Below are 16765 nucleotides of genomic sequence, written 5' to 3'. Positions count from 1 at the left end.
GACTGCGGCACAACGTAAGGTGCCGACCCCTCCGAGAGGTTGTTGGTCGAGTGAGGCGAAGCAAGAGCGGTCCCGAGCCGTCGGCCCGGGGCAACTTCACCCCGCCGCCGCGCGGAGCGGCGCCCTCCCCTGTGCCCGGCCAGGAGTCGGCCGCGCCGCCGTCCAGCGGTGGCCGTTTCTCCCCGCGCAACTGGCGGGTGCCGACCCGGCTGAACGCGATCCTGCTCATACCCGTGATCGTCGGCCTCGTCATGGGCGGCTTCCAGGTCAAGAGCTCGATCGACACCTGGCGGGAAGCCGAGGACGCCGAGAGCACCGCGCGCCTCGTGCGGGCCTCCCTCAGCTACGCCGACGCCCTCTACCAGGAGCGCGACAGCACCGCCGCCCCCCTGCTGAGCGGGGAGGGGCAGGACAACGCCACGGTCGTCGCAGCCCGCAAGAAGACCGACCAGGCCGCCGACGCCTTCGACGAGGCCGCGCAGAACATGCCGCAGAAGGCGGGTCTCCAACGCCGTCTGCAGGTGTTCCGTGACGGTGAGGGTGCGCTCCAGACGCTGCGCGCGGGCGCCTACACCTCCCCCAAGCTCACCGGCGTGAAGACCGAAGAGGGCTACACGCAGGTCGCGCACCCGCTGACGGAGTTCGCCAACGAGCTCGGCCTCGGCACCGGCAACATCACCAGCTACGGCCGCACCGTCTACGCGATCGAGCTGACCAAGGCGGCACTGTCGCTGCAGCGCTCCATCGGCATGCACCTGCTGATCAAGCCGGGCCCGGGACTGAGCAGCTTCGCCAGCCAGCGGGTCGCCCTGTCCTCGTACGCGTACCTGGAGGGCATCGCCGTCGAGGAGTACATCGGCGGTGGCACCGAGGCCGACGCGGCGAAGCTCGACACCGCGAAGAAGCAGATCCAGGCCGAGGGCGCGGCGCTGGCCAAGGAGGCCGCGGCCAAGAACCCGGCCTACGTCCCGCCGCCGTCCAACCCCACCCAGATGGTCACCGCCATCGCCACGCTGCCGTCGATGGACGACAGCGCCCGTGCAGCGCTCGCCAAGGACGGCATCACCGCCGAGAACTGGTGGGCGGTCAACACCCTCAAGTACAACGCCTACCGTCAGATCGAGACGGACCTGGCCGACACCGCGGTGAACGAGGCCGCGAGCATCGCCGACGAGGCCAAGCGCGACGCGTTCATCGTGGGTGCCGCCGTCGTGGTCGCCCTGCTCCTCGCGTTCATCCTGGCCGGTGCGGTCGCCCGGCAGATGTCCCGCTCGATGCGCCAGCTGCGCAACGCCGCCTTCGGCATCGCCGAGCAGCGCCTGCCGATGCTCGTCGACCAGCTCTCGCGCACCGACCCCGGCCGGGTGGACACCCGGGTCCAGCCGATCCCCATCAACACCAGGGACGAGATCGGCGAGGTCGCCCGCGCCTTCGACCAGGTCCACCGCGAGGCCGTACGACTGGCCTCCGAGCAGGCCCTGCTGCGGGGCAACATCAACGCGATCTTCACCAACCTGTCCCGGCGCAACCAGTCGCTGATCGAGGGCCAGCTGACCCTGATCACCGACCTGGAGAACAACGAGGCCGACCCGGACCAGTTGGAGAACCTCTTCCGTCTGGACCACCTCGCGACCCGTATGCGCCGCAACGGCGAGAACCTCCTGGTCCTCGCCGGCGAGGAGCCGGGCCGCCGCTGGGACCAGCCGGTCCCGCTGGTAGACGTGCTGCGCGCCGCCTCCTCCGAGGTCGAGCAGTACGAGCGTGTCGAGCTGTCGGGTGTTCCGGAGGCCGAGATCCACGGCCGCGCCGTGACCGACCTCGTGCACCTGCTGGCCGAGCTGCTGGAGAACGCCACGACGTTCTCCTCGCCGCAGACCAAGGTCCGCGTCACCGCGACCCGGCTGCCCGACGGCCGCATCATGATCGAGATCCACGACAAGGGCATCGGCCTCACCGCCGAGGACTTCGCGGACATCAACCACAAGCTGGCCAACCCGCCGACCGTGGACGCCGCGATCTCCCAGCGCATGGGCCTGTTCGTGGTCGGCCGGCTGTCCGACCGGCACGGTATCCGCGTCCAGCTGCGTCCCTCGGGCGAGCAGGCCGGCACCACCTCGCTGGTCATGCTGCCCGACGCGATCACGCACGGCGGTGGCGGCGAGCACCAGCCGGCCACCGACGAGTTCACCGTCTCGCAGATCATGCCGGAGCAGCAGCACTACCAGGGCGAGGACTTCAACACCGGCCTGCCGATGCGTACGGCCGCGGAGCTCGGCTTCGACGACAGCCGCTACTCCGAGGTCCCGGACGACATACGCGAGCTGGACCCGGTCGGCCGTTCCCTGATGCGCGAGGAACGCCGTGCGGCCCTGGAGTCCCAGAACGGCGGCGAGCCGGCCGCCCTCCAGGGTCCGGACCCGTCGTACACCGAGGCGTTCGACGGTCCCCGCAACGCCCCCCAGACCGGTTACGACAACGGCCTGAGCGGCTTCCCCGAGCAGCAGCCCGCCTCCTACGACCAGCAGACGTCGTACGAGGAGGTTCAGCAGGCACCGTACGAGGAGCAGCGGCACACGGCGTACGAGGAGCCGAAGCGCCCGGCGTACGACGAGCCGTACTACGCGCCGAACGGCGGCCTGCCGCAGAACGACACCTTCTCCCCGGGCGGCGGCTACCCGGAGCCCTCGTATCCGGAATCGGTCCAGGAGGAGCCCGCGGCGGTGCACGCGGCTGCCCCGGAGACCTTCTCGGGCTTCGAGGAGCGCCGCTACCAGGATGACTGGCCGCAGCCGGACGGTCACCGGAACGGCTACACGGACCAGTACGCCCCGGAAACGGAATCTGTGCAGGCCGCTGACGTGAGTGAGCGTGAGCGCGTAGGCTTCGAACGGCCGGGACCGGCCCCGGCCGCAGTGGGTCACGAACTGACCGACGCGGGGCTTCCCCGCCGTGGCGCCACCGGGAGCGGCGCGAACGGCACGCGGCACGCGCCCCAGGAGAAGCCGGCCTCCGCGCCGGAGAGCAACGGCAGCAGCGACATCTGGCGCTCGAACAACGACGAGCGGTGGCAGCAGGCCTCCCAGCTCAAGAAGCCCAAGGCGGGCGGGGTCACCTCCTCCGGTCTGCCGCGGCGGGTGCCCAAGGCCAACCTGGTCGAGGGAGCCGCCGAAGCCAGCCCCCAGGGAGGCCCGTCGGTCTCCCGCGCTCCCGAGGACGTCCGGGGCCGGCTGAGCAATTTGCGTCGCGGTGTGCAGCGGGGCCGCAACGCAGGCAGTGAAACGAACGGTCAGGGCTTCGGCTCTGACAGCACCTACAACCAGGAGCGTTAGTGTGAGCCCGATGAGCCAGGCGGCGCAGAACCTGAACTGGTTGATCACCAACTTCGTGGACAACACCCCGGGTGTGTCCCACACGGTGGTGGTCTCCGCCGACGGACTCCTTCTGGCGATGTCCGACGGCTTCCCGCGCGACCGTGCCGATCAGTTGGCGGCCGTCGCGTCGGGGCTGACCTCGCTGACCGCGGGTGCCTCGCGCATCTTCGAGGGCGGCGCGGTGAACCAGACGGTTGTGGAGATGGAGCGGGGATTCCTGTTCCTCATGTCCGTGTCCGACGGTTCCTCGCTCGCGGTCCTCGCGCACCCCGAGGCGGACATCGGTCTCATTGGGTACGAGATGGCCCTTCTGGTGGACCGTGCCGGCTCGGTCCTGACACCCGATCTGCGTGCAGAGCTCCAGGGCAGCCTGCTCAACTGACAGACAGACGGTGCGTTTTGGCGTCCCGGGGCCGTAAGGTTTCGGGACGCGGCTCCACACAGCGTGATGGGTGCCCGGCACAGTCGGAGGAGGAGAGAGAGTGGCAACACCCCCAGGTGGTTCATCTGGCAATTGGTCGTACGGCCCTGGCCAGGGTCAGAACGACGGTTCCCAGAACCCGAACCGCTACAACTTCCCCTCCGCACCCAGCCAGCGGCCGTACGCGCCCCAGAGCCCCCAGGGTCCCGGGCCGTCGCCGTACGACCAGCCGCCGGCCCCGCGCATCCAGCCCGTGCAGCCGCAGCGCCGCTCCTCGGAGCCTTCCCCTGCCGGCGGCACAAGCAATCCCCTGGTGCGTCCGTACGCCATGACCGGCGGCCGGACCCGCCCGCGCTACCAGCTCGCCATCGAGGCGCTGGTGCACACCACCGCGCAGCCGCACCAGATGCAGGGCCAGTTGCCCGAGCATCAGCGCATCTGCAATCTCTGCCGAGAGATCAAGTCGGTCGCCGAGATCTCGGCGTTGCTGACCATCCCCCTCGGCGTGGCCAGGATCCTCGTCGCCGACTTGGCGGAGGCGGGACTGGTCGCCATCCATCAGCCCGGCGGCGACGAGAGCGCCGGCGGCCAGCCAGACGTGACACTGCTCGAAAGGGTGCTCAGTGGACTTCGCAAGCTCTAGCGGCGGTCCTTCCCGCTCCACCACCTCGGCGAAGATCGTGGTGGCGGGTGGCTTCGGCGTGGGCAAGACCACGTTCGTCGGCGCCGTCTCGGAGATCAACCCGCTGCGTACCGAGGCCGTGATGACGTCCGCGTCAGCGGGCATCGACGACCTCACCCACACCGGGGACAAGACGACCACCACGGTCGCCATGGACTTCGGCCGCATCACCCTGGACCAGGACCTGATCCTGTACCTCTTCGGTACACCCGGCCAGGACCGCTTCTGGTTCATGTGGGACGACCTCGTACGCGGCGCCATCGGCGCCATCGTCCTCGTCGACACCCGCCGCCTCGCCGACTGCTTCCCCGCGGTCGACTACTTCGAGAACTCGGGTCTTCCCTTCGTGATCGCTCTGAACGGGTTCGACGGCAACCAGCCGTACAACCCGGACGAGGTCCGCGAGGCCCTCCAGATCGGCCCGGACACCCCGATCATCACGACGGACGCCCGCCACCGGTCGGACGCCAAGTCGGCCCTCATCACGCTCGTGGAGCACGCGCTGATGGCACGGCTGCGGTAAGGGTTCTGATTGCGGCTACTGGGCTGCCACGGACGGTTGTACGCCGTCTGCGGCAGCCCAGTGGCTTGTCTGTCGCGCAGTTCCCCGCGCCCCTGAACGCCTGAGGGCCCCCTCTCGAAAGAGAGGGGGCCCTCAGGCGTTGTCACCGGGCTCAGTGCCAGCTGTGCGGGGCTCGGAAGCCGCCCTCGCGCTCCAGGCGGCGCCAGCCGGCCTTCGGGTGAGCGCTGTGGGTGGGGGCGGTGGAGGGCCGGGCGGCGGCGCGGGCCAGGAGGATCGCCGTGATGGCGGCGACTTCCTCGGGCCCCGCGTGGCCCTTCTCGACGCGGATGTCAGGGGTGTTCATAGGTCACAGTCTCCGTGAGAGAGGTTTCCGCGGGGGTAGCGCGGAGGGTCCGCCGGGTTACTGCGGAGGGTTGCCGTGCTTGCGCGAGGGCAGGTCGGCGTGCTTGGACTGCAGCATCGCGAGGGACTTGACGAGGATCTCGCGGGTCTCGGTGGGGTCGATGACGTCGTCGACCAGGCCACGCTCGGCCGCGTAGTACGGGTGCATGAGCTCGGACTTGTACTCCTTGACCATGCGGGCCCGCATGGCCTCGGAGTCCTCGGCCTCGGCGATCTGACGCCGGAAGATGACGTTGGCGGCACCTTCGGCACCCATCACCGCGATCTCGTTCGTCGGCCAGGCGTAGGTGAGGTCGGCGCCGATGGACTGGCTGTCCATGACGATGTAGGCCCCGCCGTACGCCTTGCGCAGGATCAGGGAGATCCTCGGCACGGTGGCGTTGCAGTAGGCGTACAGCAGTTTCGCGCCGTGGCGGATGATTCCGCCGTGCTCCTGGTCGACACCCGGGAGGAACCCGGGGACGTCCAGCAGAGTGACGATCGGGATGTTAAAAGCGTCACACATCTGGACGAAACGCGCAGCTTTTTCCGACGCCTCGATGTCCAGGACACCGGCGAGCGTGGAGGGCTGGTTCGCCACAATGCCCACGACCTGGCCGTCCAGGCGGGCCAGCGCGCAGATGATGTTGCGGGCCCAGCGCTCGTGGACCTCCAGGTAGTCGCCGTCGTCGACGATCTCCTCGATCACCTTGGTCATGTCGTACGGCCGGTTGCCGTCCGCCGGAACCAGGTCGAGCAGTACGTCGCCGCGCCGGTCGGCCGCGTCCGTGGACTCCACGCGTGGCGGGTTCTCCCGGTTGTTCTGCGGCAGCATCGCGAGGAGGTAGCGCACCTCGGCGAGGCACGTCTCCTCGTCGTCGTAGGCGAAGTGGCAGACGCCGGACGTCTCGGCGTGCACGTCCGCGCCGCCGAGGCCGTTCTGGGTGATCTCCTCGCCCGTCACCGCCTTGACCACGTCCGGTCCCGTGATGAACATCTGGGACGTCTCACGGACCATGAAGACGAAGTCCGTCAGGGCGGGCGAGTACGCCGCGCCGCCGGCACACGGGCCGAGCATCACCGAGATCTGCGGGATGACGCCCGAGGCCTTGGTGTTGCGCTGGAAGATGCCGCCGTAGCCGGCGAGGGCCGAGACGCCCTCCTGGATCCGGGCGCCCGCGCCGTCGTTCAGCGACACCAGGGGCGCGCCCGCCGCGATGGCCATGTCCATGATCTTGTGGATCTTCGTGGCGTGGGCCTCGCCCAGCGCGCCGCCGAAGATGCGGAAGTCATGGGCGTAGACGAAGACCGTACGGCCGTCCACCGTGCCCCAGCCGGTGATGACACCGTCGGTGTACGGCTTCTTGGCCTCCAGGCCGAACCCGGTGGCCCGGTGTCGGCGCAGCTGTTCGACCTCCTGGAAGGAACCCGGGTCGAGGAGCAGCTCGATGCGCTCCCGTGCGGTCAGCTTGCCCTTGGCGTGCTGCGCCTCGGTCGCCTTCTCGCCGGGGCCGGCCAGGGCGGTCGCACGGATCTCGTGCAGCTCGGCCACTCGCCCGCGCGCGTCCGTCGGCTCACCCGTCGGCTCACCCGTCGACTCACTCGGCGCCTCATCCAAAACGGTCATGTAGCGACCATACGAAGACCCGCGCGGAAAGCGAGCCGTCGACTCCGTACAGTCTCCGGCCCCTTTTCCTGGTGCGACTGAACAGAACCCGGGAGCCATGCAGGCGTTCTGACTGCTCAGGGGGGCCACGGCTTGTAGGGGTCGTACAAAGTCAGTGCGTGAGAGTCACCTCACAGTCGTGGGTGGCGCATGCCGTCCCCGGGGTGACGCGCAGGTGCAGCAGGCGGCCGGTGGCCCGTACTTCCACGGTGTCGTCGGACCGCACGACGGAGTGCACCGGGTGGTTCCAGACGATCTCCAGCGGTTCACCCGTACGGGGCGGTTCACTGACGCAGAGGGTAGCGGTACGGCCCCTGCGCCGGACCAGCACACAGGCCGGCGCCGACACGGTGAGCGGACCCGCCGTGCCTGCCTGCCAGAAGTTCGCGGCGGTCAGGCCGAGCCGGTCGACACGGACCGCCTGGCACGCGCTGTCGTTGGCGAGGACCGACAGCCAGTGGCGGTCGGCGGCACGGGCGGCGACCGCGGTCCTGGAGGCGCCGGGCATGAGGAGGTAGGCGTAGGTGGCGTCGACGGGGTCGGTGCCGTGGTCGATCCAGAGGGTCTGCCGGCGGCGGGTACGGCGTTCGGTCGTACCGCCGGTGTTGATGTCGGACCAGGCTCCGGTGCGGTCCTCACGAAGGGCCTGGACGGTGTCCGGGACGAGCCAGCCGCCGTGCCCTTCCAGATGGGCCCAGCCCCGCCCCCGTACGAAGGACTGCGTCCCGTGCTCCCCCAGGTTGCGGCTGTCCACGACCGTCTCGACCGGGACGCCGTCGGTGCAGGTGATGCCCGCGCCGAGGCAGATCACCGCGTCCGCGACGCAGAACCACGACTTGCGGGCCTCCAGCGTCGATCCCAGCCCCTTCAGGTGCTGGCCGGTGGCCGCGTACTCACCGTCGGTCGTGCCGCCGACCCAGCGGACGTCCGGCTTGGGCTCGCCCCACTCGCCGCCGGCCCTGTCGGGCAGGCGTTTGGTGGAGACGGTCGTGCCGGGGAGGCGGTACCAGTCGGCGGTCGGCCAGTACCAGTCGGTGTACTGGCCCGAGTCGGCGGACCACCAGGAGACCATTCCGGCGCCGGTGTGCCAGCCGCGCGGGTTCTCACCGTTGCCGCACTCGTAGGCGGCGACGCGGTCGCTCGCCATGGCGATGTTCACGACGAATCCCGGGCGGCGGTGGACGGCCCGGTCCATGGCGGCGAAGAGGTGGTGGCCGACGGGTTCGGGGGCGGCCGGGACCGGCGATGCGGCCACCGCGTGCAGACGGGCGAGGTCGGCCACGCCGAACTGGGGGGCGGTCAGGATCGGGGTGACGGTGTCCCGTTCGATCCAGCCCTTCACCAGGCCGTACCAGCGTTCCCGTTCGGCCTCACCCGCCCCGCCCGCGAGCAGCGCGACGGCGGCGATGATGCCCTGGCCGTGGAAGTGATCGCCGCGCATGATGTGCCGGTCGTCGCTCTTGAGGTAGCCGCGGCTGATCGCGCGGCCGTTGACGCTGTCCATCACCAGGCCGTCGTGGATCAGCGGGGCGTAGGCCCGTTCGACGCTGTCGAGGACGATCTGCCGGTTCGGGTCGGTCACCTCCCACGCGGAGCCGGCGAGGAGGGCGAAGAGGCGGCCGAGGCCGTCGAGCATGACCTGGCCGTAGGTGCCCGAGTAGGCGACCCAGGTGTGCTGGACGAACGAGCCGTCGGCGTGCAGGCCGTCGCCCTTCGTGACGTACGGGAAGACCGGGGAGAGGGCGTCACGGGCGAGGGCGATCCGGTCGGGGGCGCCGCCGAGGATGCCGCGCAGGGCGACGGATCGGCACAGGTCGACGCGGTTGGCGCCCGTGGAGATGCCGGAGTAGTCGGTGAGCAGGGTGTCGGGGATGAAGTGGTCGACGGCGGCGCAGGCCGCGTTCTTCCGGGCGTCCGTGAGGTGGTCGTACAGGACGGCCGTGATGTCCATGAGGAGCCGGGGGCTGCCGATCTGCCATTCCCACCAGTTGCCGTAGCGGGTGGTGGCGGGGTTGTAGACGGTGGCGGAGAGGTGGTCGAGACCGCGCAGGACGTCCGCGAGGAGGCTCTCGTCGCCGGTCGAGCCGGTGCCCGGCTGGACGTGGGCCTGGGTCATGGTCCACAGGCGGCTGTAGCTCTGGGTGATGCCGGCCGGGGGATCGTAGGGGGAGCCTGGCCAGAGGGAGGTGGGGGTGGGGGCCATGGTGGTGCGGAGGGCTCTGGCCAGTTCGCCGGTCTCGGCGAGGCGGGAGGCGTAGGGTTCGGCGGCCGGGTCGTAGCCCGCGCCGAGGGCGATGTCGAGCCAGCGTCGGCGGAGGGAGTCGTAGGCATCGGCCGCGGTGACCGCTCGGGCGGGCGGAGCGGCGGCCGTGGCCAGGAGCGCCGCCGCGAGCAGGACGGCTCTGCGGGTGGGTCGCGTGGGGGCTGTGCGCTGCGGGTCCATACCGGGGCATCTACCACCGCGGTGGCATCACGCCAACACTTCGCGGATGACGTTGAAACGCCGACGGAATAGGTCTACGGTCGTCCGTGTTGATTGGTTCAACGTTCAACATCCTCACTTCTGGGAGTACGTCATGGCGAACACCGACCTCACCGCACTGACCGGCGACTACACGATCGACGCTTCCCACTCCACGATCGGCTTCACCGTCCGCCACGCGATGGTCACCAACGTCAAGGGCAAGTTCGACGAGTTCAGCGGCTCCCTGCACCTGGACGGCACCGACCCGACCGCGTCGACGGCCACCCTCGACATCAAGATGGACAGCATCGACACCGGGTCGGCGGACCGTGACGGGCACCTCAAGAGCGCGGACTTCTTCAAGATCGAGGAGTTCCCGACGATGACCTTCCGCTCCACCAAGGCCGAGTCCCTCGGTGGCGAGGACTACCGCATCACCGGCGACCTGACGGTCCTCGGCACCACCAAGCCGCTGAGCATCGACCTCGAGTTCAACGGCTCCGCGAAGGACCCGTTCGGCAACGAGCGCGTGGGCTTCGAGGGCAAGGCCGAGATCCTGCGCTCCGAGTGGGGCCTGACCTGGAACGCGGCCCTGGAGACGGGTGGCGTGCTGGTCTCCGACAAGATCAAGCTGCACTTCGACATCTCCGCGATCAAGAACGCGTGACCCTGCGGCGACGGCGCCGGTGAACCCTCCCGCCGAGGCTCACCGGCGCTTTCGCAACTCCCCGAGAATCGAGTCGACGTGAGCGGCCCGGCTCCGCGGGGTCCGGGCGCGCAGAAGTCCGAGCATGACGAGATAGCGGTCGGTCCTGTTGAGCCCCTCGAAGACCGCCCTGGCCTGCGGGTGCTGTTCCAGTGCCGCGGCCAGCTCGTCCGGGACCGTCGCGTTGCTCTGCGACTCGTACGCCCCCTCCCACCGGCCGTCCGCCTTCGCCGCGGCCACCTCCGCGAGGCCGCCGGGGCGCATCCGGCCCTCGTCGGTCAGTACCGCGATCCGCCGCACGTTGACCATGGACCAGAGGCTGCCGGGCCGGCGCGGGGTGATCCGCTGGAGGTAGTGCGTGGCGTCGAGCCCCTTGCGGTGACCCGTGATCCAGCCGTGGCACAGAGCGGCGTCGTTCACCTCGGCGGCGGTGACGGAGGGCAGACCCGACCCCTTCTTGGCGACCTTCACCCACAGGCCGGGGTGCGGGGCCGGGTGGCCGGTCAGCCAGCCGTCGAGGTCGACAACGGAGGGGAAGGCGCGGGGCTCTTCGGGTTCGCCGGGTTCGGTGGGCACCCGGACACCGTAGAGGGCGTGGAGGGCGTGGAGGGCGTCAGCAGGTGCGGCGGTAGGGGATGGCCGGAAGGTAGGTCTTCCAGGCGGCCCTCGACAGGCCTGAACCCGCGCGGGCGCAGATCTGCGCGACGAGGTGGTCCGGGGCCAGGCCGTACTTCTGGACGGGAACGTGGGTACCGGAGACGTACAGCGTGTCGTCGGCGCCGAAGGCGAGCGCACGCACCTCGTCGCCCGGGGTCGGCAGGGCGGTGCCGAGGAGCTGCTGCGAGGAGACGTCCCAGAGCTGCACGGTGCCCTGTGAGCCGGCGACCGCCAGGGTGCGGCTGTCGTGGGAGAAGGCCAGTGCGGTCACCTTGCCGGTCGTGTCCGCCCCGATGTCGGAGGCGGATCCGTCCAGCACACCGAGGCGGGTGCGGGCCGCGCCGTCCCAGAGGGTGACCCGGCCCAGGATGTCACCCACCGCCAGCCGGGTGCCGTCGGAGCTGTAGGCGACGCCGCTGATCAGGTCCTCGCCGAGCACCCGGGGCTCAAGGCGCCCCGCGCGGAGGTCGGCGACCAGTCCCTCCTGGGTCACCAGGCTCTTCCCGTCGGGGCGGCGGGCCATGGCCACGCCCTCGGAGTCGAAGGAGACGACGTCGCCGGGCCGGGCGCTGCGCACGGACTCCACGCGCTTTGCCCGGCGTACGTCCCACACCTCGACGGTCGGCCGGGCCGCCGGCCGGAACACCAGGAGGGTGCGGGCGTGGGTGTCGAGGGCGAGCCCGTTGACGGCGAAGGTGTTCCCGTCGGTGAGCGGGATGTCCAACGTGGCATACGCACGACGGGAGTTGACGTCCCATACCGTGATCCGCGTCGCGTCCGGCTCCACCCGACCGCGGTCGTACCGGTTCCGGCTGACCGCGAGATACCGGCCGTCGCCGCTGAGGGCCGGCAGGCTGGTGCAGGCCCGGCCGCCCTCGGGGGAGCAGGTGTCCTGCGGGGGTGCGAAGACCACCCGGCCGCTGTGGGTGTCCATGACCTGGATCCGCTGTGTTCCGGCCGCCCCGAACGAGCGGGCCAGGATCCGGCCGTCGGCGGAGAGTTCCGCCCTCCGCGCCGACGGCTGCTGCCATCGGGCCGTCGCCGCCGCGCCGAGGGTCAGCGAGTGGACCACTGTCCCGGACCCGCCGAGGTAGCGCAGGACCCCCGCAGCACCGTCGAGGGCGACGTCGTGCCATTCGTCGGCGGCCAGCCGCTTGCGCAGCACGGGCTCGGACGGGTACTCCACCCGCCACACGAGGAGTTGACGGGGCCCCGTCGCCATGAGGAACCTGCCGTCGCCGCCGGCCCAGACCTGGGTCAGCCCCGCCGCCTTGAGGGACAGCGACCTGCGACCGGTGCGGAGGTCCCACCCGTGGACTCCGGCACCGGTGACGACGGTGAGCGTCCGGCCGTCCGGGGTGAACGCCAGGCCGTCGTCGCGGCAGTCCTCCGGACGGACCTTCTTCACCCAGGACGCGGAGGACTTCCGGTGCTCCCGCACGTCCCAGATCTCCAGCGCTCGCGTGCTCGTGCACAGCGCCAGCCGACGGCCGTCGGGACTGAGCGCCATGGCGTCCACGCTGCGTTCCGAGCCGGGAATCCGCAGCAGCCTGCGGCCCGTGCGCAGGTCCCAGGCGCCGACGTCCCCGTTCCAGTCCGCGGCGACCAGGGTGTGCGTACCGAAACGGACCGCCGGCTGCTCCGTCGCGTCCACACCGGGCAACGTCCGCGTCAGCCGCGCGCTCCGCACGTCCCACAACTCGATCCCGTCACCCGCCAGCAGGGCGAGCGTCCGGCCGTCCGGAGCGACGGCAGCCGGAATTCCGTCCATCAGCTTGCCCGGGCCCGGTGCGGAGAGCGTGAGCCGCCGCGTCCGCAGGTCCCAGATCCGGACCCGGTCGGCGGTGACCGACACCACGGATTTGCCGTCCCCGGTCAGGCGCCGCACGTCGTTGCCCGAACCGTCGAAGCCGTCGTCCGCCCCCGGCACCGCGAACACGTCGTCCTCGCGCTGCGCCATCGCCCCGATCAGCGCCGACCGGGTCTCCGTCGTGTCGGCGAGCCCCGCGGCGGCCACGCTGAGCCGCATCGCGGTGCGCGGGTCGGAGAACCGCATACTGTCGGCGACGGCGGCGACCCGGCGGGCCTCGGCCTCCACCTGCCGCCGGTCGCTGGTACGGCCCTGCTGCCAGGCCACCGCTCCGGCGACCAGGGCGAGCACCAGCAGCGTCACGAGCACGCCCACGAGCCCGCGTCGCCTGCGGAGTTCGCCCCTGCGCGCGGCACCGCTCGCCGTCAGGAACGACCGCTCCGGCACGGTGAGCGAGGCCGCCGCGAGCTGCTCCTGCGCCGCGGTCAGCCGGGTGCCCCGGTACAGGGCCCCAGGGTCGCGGCCGAGCTCGGCCCAGGTGCGGGCCGCCTCCGTCAACCGCCGGTGCGTCCGCAGCTGTTCGCGCTCCTGCTCGATCCAGCCGGACAGCCGCGGCCACGAGGAGATCAGCGCCTCGTGCGCGAGGTCGACGGTGCCGTGATCGAGCGTGATGAGCCGCGCACGGGCCAGTCGGTCCAGGACGAGGGAGATGTCGGAGGGGTCGACGGGGGCGGGGGTCAAGGGGACGGTGGCCGTCGTGGAAGCGTGGGTGAAGTCGAGTTCGGTGCGGTCGATGGGGCGGCGGGTGTCCTGGGAGCCCTCGCCGGGGGTGATCAGCCGGAGCAGGACGAGACGGGCGAGTTCCGCGTGTGCGGTGGAGAGCCCCGCGTAGACCTCTTCGGCACTCTGGGCGATCGCCCCGTGGACGCCGCCCGCGGCCTCGTACGCCTCCACGGTGAGCGCCCGGCCGCGACGGCGCCGCCAGGTCTCGCGCAGGACGTGCGACAGCAGCGGGAGTCCGCCGGGTTCGTCGGCGGTCTCCTCGACGAGGCGGGCGGTCAGGGCGCGTTCGACGATGAGACCCGCGGCCTGGGCCGGTTTGACGATCACCTCGCGCAGCTCGGCCGGGTCCATCGGGCCGACCAGCAGGCCGGCCTCGCCCAACGCGTCCGCCAGAGCACGGTGTTCGGCACACCGGCCGTAGAAGTCCGCGCGTACGGCGATGACGACCCGCAGCCGGCTGCCCGGCCGCCGCGCGCCGAGCAGCAGGTCGATGAACGCGCGGCGCTCGGCCACGTCCCGGCAGAGGGTGAAGACCTCCTCGAACTGGTCCACGACGACGAGGGTGTCGCCGGCGGTGCTGTCCGTGTCGGCGGGTGGGTGGTCGACGGCAGACCTGCCGAGCTCGGGCCGCTGCGCAGTGCGCCCGGGCCTCCCGACACCGGCGTCCCCCTCCCCCGCCGCCTCCAGTACCCCCGCGTGTGTCCGGAGCGGGTGTTCGCCCGGGGTGAGGATGCGGATCGCGGCCAGTCGGTGTTCGGCGCGCAGGGCGGGGATGAGGCCGGCGCGCAGGAGGGAGGACTTGCCGCTGCCGGAGGGGCCGAGGACGGCGGTGAACCGGCGGTCGTGGACGAGGTTCCGCAGGGCGTCGACGAGTCGGTCGCGGCCGAAGTAGAGCCCGTGGTCGTCGGGTTCGAAGCGGGCGAGGCCCCGGTAGGGCGGGTCGGTGTCGTCGTCCTCGCGGGTGGCGGCGGTGTCACGGACCTCGCGGTCCGCCTCCAGCCAGCGTTCCTTCCACTCCCGCTCGTCGCCGCCGCAGGCCCGGACGTAGGCCAGGGCCACCTGGAGCGAGGGCAACTGCTCACCGGCGGCGGCCTGGGAGAGCGCGGTGACCGAGTAGGGGGTCCGGCGGGCGAGTTCGCGGTAGGGGGTGCCGCCGGCCTCCTGGCGCAGCTTGCGGAGTTCGTGGGCGAACCGCGGGACCGGCCCGGCGGCGGGATCGACAGGAGTCTCCCGACGGCCCATGTCCGCTCCGCTCCGCCTGGTCCCGGCCTGCCTCCTCGTGACACAGACGCCTGTTCGACGACGCCACCCTAGGGAACCGTTCCGGCCGTCCGCAAGGCTCTCCGGGGCCGACCACCAGGCACTTTCGTTTTGTTCAGAGTGGCGTGCGGGGGCTGCTGAACAACGTGCGGGCCGCTGGACTCGTGGTCGCGGGCTCCGCTCCAGGGGTCGCACCACATCGTGCGGTCTCCGCACGCGGACGCCACGAGAGGCGACATGACCATCACGAAGGGGGCGGTCCCGCCGCCCTCACGCACTGCCCGAGGTGTCCTCACGGGGGTGGGACACCTCGGGCGGTCCGCCCCCTCCGCCCTCTCGTCCTACGGCACCGTGGCGCGGTGGGCGTGGGCGTACTGGCTCGCCTGTGCGGGATTCGCGCTGACGCTGGCGGTGACGACGGGGCTCGGTCCGCACCGGGTGTGGGGCTCCTGCGCGGCGGCGGGGTATGCCACGGCGGCGGTGCTCACTCTGGGGGGCGACCGCTCCTGGCGGCGGGCCGGTGCGGTCGCCGCGCTCGTCGGCGCGGTCGTCGTGCCGTTGGTGGTTCTCGTCGTCTCGGGGGCGGCCCAGTCCGAGGTCGGTGTCGTGGAGCGGTCCGGGGATCTGCTGCTGCACTCCGGCAGCCCCTATCTGCCGGACCCGGTGCGGACGGTGGACTTCAACCCGTATCTGCCCGGCATGGCGCTCTTCGGCCTGCCCCGGGCCCTGTTCGGTGCGGGCCCGCTGACCGATGCCCGCGTCTGGTTCTGCGCCGCGTTCCTCGCCTGCATGGTCTTCGCGGCGCGGCGGCCCGCCGGGGCCTCGCGTCCGCGCCCGTCGTCGGTGGGTCCCGCCACCGCGGTGGCGTCGCTCGCCGCCTTTCCGGCGGTCGCGCTGCCGTTGGCGGTCGGCGGGGTCGATCTGCCGGTGGTCGGGCTGATGTGCCTGGGGCTGGCGCTGGCGGGCCGACGCGGCTCAGGGACCGCGGCCGGGCTGGCCATGGGCGCGGCGGCCGCGCTGAAGTGGACGGCGTGGCCGCTGCTGCCGGTGGGGCTGGTCCTGCTCGCGGTCACCACCGGCCGGCGGACGACTCTGCGGGCCGCCGTCGCCGCACTGTCGGTGGCGGTGCCGGCCGTGTTGCCGGTCGCCCTCGCCGACCGGCACGCGTTCGTCGAACATGTGGTGCTCTTCCCGCTCGGGGAGGGCGGGGTGCGTTCACCGGCGACCAGTCCACTGCCGGGACACCTGCTGGCCGCCCATGTGCCCGGCGGCTCGGTCCTCGCCACGGTCGCGCTCGTGGCCGCCGCGCTCGGTATGGCTCTCTCGCTCCTGATACGGCCGCCCCGTACCGTCCGCGCGGCGGCGGACCGGCTCGCCGTCGGGCTGGGTCTCGCCATCTGCCTGATGCCCGCCACCCGGTTCGGCTATCTCGTCCTTCCTCTGGTCCTGGCGGCCTGGTTCCGTCTCCCGTGGTCCCCTGCCGTCCGCCGGGCCTCCGCATACTCGGTGGCGCCGCCGGCCGACGCCGGACAGCCTGCCTGCGTGTCCGGCCCCGGCTGAAAAGGTGTGCGCGTCGGGGGCGGGCTGTCGCACCATGGGCCGTATGAGTACCGCTGCCGCCTGGATCACCGTCGTGTCGTACGAGAACGTCGACGGCTGCCCGACTCCTCCGGCCGCTGTGCGGGCCTGACTGCGGGATCGCGGGATCGACTGGATGCCCTTCGCCGTGGAGCACGAGGTGCGGTTCGCTCTCGCGTGCGGGCCCGGGGCGGACGGCCGGTGGCGGGGGTGGTTCCGTGTGGAGGTGGCCGCGGAGGCGCTGTGGCGGCTCGGGTTGCACCCGGGCCAGCCGTCCGCCGCCGTCGACGGCCCCTCCCCGCCCGGGTGGTGGCATGCCGCCGGCGAGCGGTACGCGCTGACGCGTCACGTGTCCTGAGGGGGGCGGGCGCCGTGGCTGAATCGCGCCCCTTGTGCGGGAGTTCACAGGGTTCCCATAATCCATGAACAGATTTGACCAGCCCATGTCAGAACTTGGGCATTT

General features: G+C 71.5%; 12 protein-coding genes. 7 read left to right on the top strand and 5 right to left on the bottom strand.

The window, feature by feature from the left end:
* The first annotated feature begins 50 nt into the window (after positions 1-50).
* The 4 genes from OHT57_RS35085 (at position 51) to OHT57_RS35070 (ending at position 4997) form a co-directional block, all read left to right on the top strand.
* The gene (locus tag OHT57_RS35085; protein ID WP_328750781.1) at positions 51-3329 is read left to right on the top strand and encodes a sensor histidine kinase; all 3279 of its coding nucleotides are present in this window, start codon (positions 51-53) and stop codon (positions 3327-3329) included.
* Between the two features lie 10 nt (positions 3330-3339).
* Positions 3340-3753 (top strand): roadblock/LC7 domain-containing protein, encoded by a 414-nt coding sequence (locus OHT57_RS35080; RefSeq protein ID WP_328753410.1) that lies wholly within the window; start codon positions 3340-3342, stop codon positions 3751-3753.
* Between the two features lie 100 nt (positions 3754-3853).
* Positions 3854-4435, top strand: a complete 582-nt coding sequence (locus tag OHT57_RS35075) for a DUF742 domain-containing protein (RefSeq protein WP_328750780.1) — start codon at positions 3854-3856, stop codon at positions 4433-4435.
* Positions 4416-4997, top strand: a complete 582-nt coding sequence (locus OHT57_RS35070) for a GTP-binding protein (protein WP_269642923.1) — start codon at positions 4416-4418, stop codon at positions 4995-4997. Before OHT57_RS35075 ends, OHT57_RS35070 begins: the two co-directional genes overlap by 20 nt.
* A 151-nt stretch (positions 4998-5148) precedes the next feature.
* Here OHT57_RS35070 and OHT57_RS35065 read toward each other — a convergent pair whose 3' ends face one another.
* From OHT57_RS35065 to OHT57_RS35055, 3 genes are all read right to left on the bottom strand, one after another.
* On the bottom strand, positions 5149-5340 hold the full coding sequence (locus tag OHT57_RS35065) for an acyl-CoA carboxylase subunit epsilon (RefSeq protein ID WP_328750779.1): 192 nt from the start codon (positions 5338-5340) through the stop codon (positions 5149-5151).
* A 57-nt stretch (positions 5341-5397) separates the two neighbouring features.
* Positions 5398-6930, bottom strand: a complete 1533-nt coding sequence (locus OHT57_RS35060) for an acyl-CoA carboxylase subunit beta (RefSeq protein ID WP_328753409.1) — start codon at positions 6928-6930, stop codon at positions 5398-5400.
* A 226-nt stretch (positions 6931-7156) separates the two neighbouring features.
* Positions 7157-9487: a polysaccharide lyase 8 family protein gene (locus tag OHT57_RS35055; RefSeq protein WP_328750778.1), complete on the bottom strand. Its 2331-nt coding sequence runs from the start codon at positions 9485-9487 to the stop codon at positions 7157-7159.
* A 133-nt stretch (positions 9488-9620) separates the two neighbouring features.
* On the opposite strand from OHT57_RS35055, the gene OHT57_RS35050 reads away from it, so the two are divergent.
* Entirely contained in the window at positions 9621-10175 is a 555-nt protein-coding gene (locus OHT57_RS35050) for a YceI family protein (RefSeq protein ID WP_328750777.1), read from the top strand.
* Positions 10176-10214: 39 nt separating this feature from the next.
* Here OHT57_RS35050 and OHT57_RS35045 read toward each other — a convergent pair whose 3' ends face one another.
* The gene (locus OHT57_RS35045) at positions 10215-10790 is read right to left on the bottom strand and encodes a YdeI/OmpD-associated family protein (protein WP_328750776.1); all 576 of its coding nucleotides are present in this window, start codon (positions 10788-10790) and stop codon (positions 10215-10217) included.
* Positions 10791-10827: 37 nt separating this feature from the next.
* Positions 10828-14706: an nSTAND1 domain-containing NTPase gene (locus OHT57_RS35040; protein WP_328750775.1), complete on the bottom strand. Its 3879-nt coding sequence runs from the start codon at positions 14704-14706 to the stop codon at positions 10828-10830.
* 255 nt (positions 14707-14961) lie between these two features.
* Between OHT57_RS35040 and OHT57_RS35035 the strand changes: the two genes are divergently transcribed.
* Positions 14962-16284 carry a glycosyltransferase 87 family protein gene (locus OHT57_RS35035; protein WP_328750774.1) on the top strand — a complete coding sequence of 441 codons (1323 nt, stop codon included), beginning with the start codon at positions 14962-14964 and terminating at the stop codon, positions 16282-16284.
* A 154-nt stretch (positions 16285-16438) separates the two neighbouring features.
* A complete protein-coding gene (locus OHT57_RS35030; RefSeq protein WP_328750773.1) occupies positions 16439-16660 on the top strand; it encodes a hypothetical protein in 222 nt (73 codons plus the stop codon).
* The last annotated feature ends 105 nt before the right edge of the window (positions 16661-16765 follow it).

Origin of the sequence: Streptomyces sp. NBC_00285 (assembly GCF_036174265.1) — a bacterium.
Lineage (GTDB): Bacteria > Actinomycetota > Actinomycetes > Streptomycetales > Streptomycetaceae > Streptomyces.
The sequence above is the reverse complement of the archived record's forward strand: the minus strand, read 5'-3'. Positions and strand labels throughout refer to the sequence as shown.

What these genes read in the sequence shown, in the direction of transcription:
- OHT57_RS35080 (WP_328753410.1), top strand. Translation starts at nt 3,340, where the DNA reads ATGAGCCAGGCGGCGCAGAACCTGAACTGGTTGATCACCAACTTCGTG.
- OHT57_RS35065 (WP_328750779.1), bottom strand. Translation starts at nt 5,340, where the DNA reads ATGAACACCCCTGACATCCGCGTCGAGAAGGGCCACGCGGGGCCCGAG.
- OHT57_RS35055 (WP_328750778.1), bottom strand. Translation starts at nt 9,487, where the DNA reads ATGGACCCGCAGCGCACAGCCCCCACGCGACCCACCCGCAGAGCCGTC.
- OHT57_RS35030 (WP_328750773.1), top strand. Translation starts at nt 16,439, where the DNA reads ATGCCCTTCGCCGTGGAGCACGAGGTGCGGTTCGCTCTCGCGTGCGGG.
- OHT57_RS35040 (WP_328750775.1), bottom strand. Translation starts at nt 14,706, where the DNA reads ATGGGCCGTCGGGAGACTCCTGTCGATCCCGCCGCCGGGCCGGTCCCG.
- OHT57_RS35050 (WP_328750777.1), top strand. Translation starts at nt 9,621, where the DNA reads ATGGCGAACACCGACCTCACCGCACTGACCGGCGACTACACGATCGAC.
- OHT57_RS35035 (WP_328750774.1), top strand. Translation starts at nt 14,962, where the DNA reads ATGACCATCACGAAGGGGGCGGTCCCGCCGCCCTCACGCACTGCCCGA.